The 2700-nt window shown below is 66.7% G+C and carries 3 protein-coding genes and 1 pseudogene; all 4 read left to right on the forward strand.

Annotated elements, in window-relative coordinates; translation table 11 throughout:
- Positions 1–188 (forward strand): annotated as a pseudogene (locus VK519_RS09015) (Wzz/FepE/Etk N-terminal domain-containing protein); the annotation flags it as partial.
- A gap of 6 nt (positions 189–194) precedes the next feature.
- The gene (locus VK519_RS09020) at positions 195–1013 is read left to right on the forward strand and encodes a class I SAM-dependent methyltransferase (RefSeq protein WP_324349176.1); all 819 of its coding nucleotides are present in this window, start codon (positions 195–197) and stop codon (positions 1011–1013) included.
- Positions 1010–2239, forward strand: a complete 1230-nt coding sequence (locus tag VK519_RS09025) for an amidohydrolase family protein (protein WP_324349178.1) — start codon at positions 1010–1012, stop codon at positions 2237–2239. Before VK519_RS09020 ends, VK519_RS09025 begins: the two co-directional genes overlap by 4 nt.
- On the forward strand, positions 2239–2700 hold a 462-nt coding region (locus VK519_RS09030; RefSeq protein WP_324349180.1), incomplete at its 3' end, for a class I SAM-dependent methyltransferase. The genes VK519_RS09025 and VK519_RS09030, both read left to right, overlap by 1 nt.

Below are 2700 nucleotides of genomic sequence, written 5' to 3' on the forward strand. Positions count from 1 at the left end.
ACCTGACCACCCGGCTTAGCCCTACTTACACCTTCGATACCTCGCTGGTGTTCCCGGTTTACGTACCGAAAGGCCCGTCATTTCCCAACCTACCGCTCGGCTGGGGCATCGGCATCGTTTTCGGGCTGTTCCTTGGCGCGCTGGCGGCCATGGCGCGCAATGCGGTCCGCCGCGCAACCACGAGGTAACCGGCCATGAACGAAACACAGCTCCTGCAGACCCAGCTTGCCTTCGACAGCGTGGCGGCCGACTACGACGGCCCGCGCGGCAACAATGAACTGATCCAGCGCATGCGCGTAACCCTGTGGGACGCCGTGCGCGATGCCGTGCCCTTAGGTTCCCGCCTACTCGACCTTGGCTGCGGCACGGGCCTGGACGCGGTGCACTTCGCCGGCGAGGGTCATGAGGTGGTCGCCACCGACTGGTCACCGCAGATGGTGGAGCGCACCCGGGCACGGGCGATCGCCGATGACCTGCAAGGTCGCGTCGATGCCGCGCACCTTGGCGTGCAGCAGCTTGGCCAGCTTGAGGGCGACGGGACCTTCGATGGCATCTACTCGAACTTCGGGCCATTGAACTGCGCGCCGGACCTCATCGCCCTTTCCAACCAGTGCGCGCGCCTGCTGCGCCCGGGCGGCACGCTGGTGTTTTCGGTGATCGGCCGGATTTGCCCCTGGGAGGTCGCCCACTACGCGTTGCGAGGCCGGTTCCGTCGGGCAGTGGTGCGTGCCGCACGGGGCGATACGCCGGTGGGCATGAATCGCCACGTGATCTGGACGCGGTATTACCTGCCGCGGGAGTTCTACCGCTCATTCGCCGGGCAGTTCGAGCTGTCGAGCCATCGTGCGCTAAGCCTGTTCGTGCCGCCGCCGTACCTGGTGGAATTCCAGCAGCGGCATCCGGCGTGGTGCGAGCGGCTGGGTCGCCTGGACGACCGCGTCGGTGGTTGGCCGTTGCTTCGAAGCATGGGCGATCACTTCCTGATCGTCATGCGCAAGCGCCCGGTAGCATGACGATGCGCGCGCCATCGGTCCACGCCACGCTGGCCCATGCGGTGTCGATGACACCCGCTGGGCCCGCGCGCGGACCGCTGTCGATCGATGGTGACCGGTTGGCCGCCGGATCGATCCCGCGCGCCTTCACCGTTGACCTTCGCGGCCACATGCTTTTTCCCGGCCTGGTGAACGCGCATGACCACTTGCACGTGAACGCGGTGCCGCCGTTGGTGTCCAGTGCGCCGTTCGCCAACAGCTATGCCTGGATCGAAGCATTCCAGGAACATTTCCTCGCGCCCGACGTGGTCGCGGCGCTGCAACGGCCCAAGGGCCTGCGGATGCGCCACGGCGCACTGAAGAACCTCCTGGCCGGAACCACCTGCGTGGTGCACCACGACCCCTGGCACCAAACGCTGGATACGGCCGATTTCCCCGTCACGCTGTTGCGCGACTTCGGCTGGAGCTATGCGCTGGGCGGTCCATCCTACGGCCCACCGGTACAGGCCAGTTTCCAGGCCACGCCCCCGGAACGCCCCTGGATCATCCACCTGGCCGAGGGCACCGATGCTACGGCTGCCGCCGAGCTTTCGGCACTCGATGCCATGGGATGCCTGGCCGCCAACAGCGTGCTGGTGCATGGCGTGGGCATGGACGATGCCGACATCGGCCGCGTGATCGCGTGCGGCGCAACGGTCGTGTGGTGCCCCGGCAGTAATCGCGCATTGCTGGGGCGCTCACTCGACCCGCGGCGCCTGTACGAAGCCGGCCGGCTGGTACTGGGCAGCGATTCGCGCCTGAGCGGCGAACGCGACCTCCTGGAGGAGATTCGCGGGGTGCTGTCGCGCGGCGAACTCGATGCCGCCGGGCTGTTGCGGCTTGCTACCGGTGATGCGTCGCGCCTGCTCAAGCTTCACGGCCACGGCAGCGTGGCTGCAGGTAGCTGGGCGAACCTGGTGATCGTGGAAGACCGGGGCCGCGGCGCCGGAAACCTTGCGGGCATTTCCCGCCACGAGATTCGCGCCGTTGTACGCAACGGCATGCCGCGCATCGCCGACACGGATTTCGCCGCGTGGTTCGAGGCTGCCGGTATCGACACCGTGGCCGTGACGCTCGATGGCCGGGCGAAGCTGCTGGACAAGCGCCTGGCGACGCCGGCACTGATCGCGATGGAACCGGGGCTTCAGTTCAAAGGCGCCTCACGAATGCACTTGCACGAAACCAGTTTCGCCATGGGAGTCCATTGATGTCCGGGCCATCCATCCTGGAGCCAGCCAGCGCCTATGCCTTGTGGGCGCCAAGCTATCCGTCGCACGCGCATAACGCCGTGATGCAGGCCGAGGAGCGGGCGATGCTCGAACTTCTTCCGTCGAATCTAAGCGGCATGTCGGTGCTTGATGCCGGATGTGGCAGCGGGCGGTATATGCGCCACGTGCTCGATCGCGGCGCCGCGGCCACCACGGGCGTGGACCTTTCACTCCCCATGCTGCTGCGCGCGCAAGACGAACTGGAATCGCACGCAGGACCGGGCCGATTCACCCTCATGCAGGGAAGCCTGGATGCGCTACCGGTATCCGACGCCTTAGCCGATATAACGCTGTGCGGCCTGGTGCTTGGCCATCTCGAAGAGCTCGACGTCGCCCTTGGCGAACTTCGCCGAGCCACCCGGCCCGGCGGCATGGTGCTGTGTAGCGACGTGCATCCGATC

Source organism: Pinirhizobacter sp. (genome assembly GCF_035317885.1).
Taxonomy (GTDB): Bacteria; Pseudomonadota; Gammaproteobacteria; order Xanthomonadales; family Rhodanobacteraceae; genus Pinirhizobacter.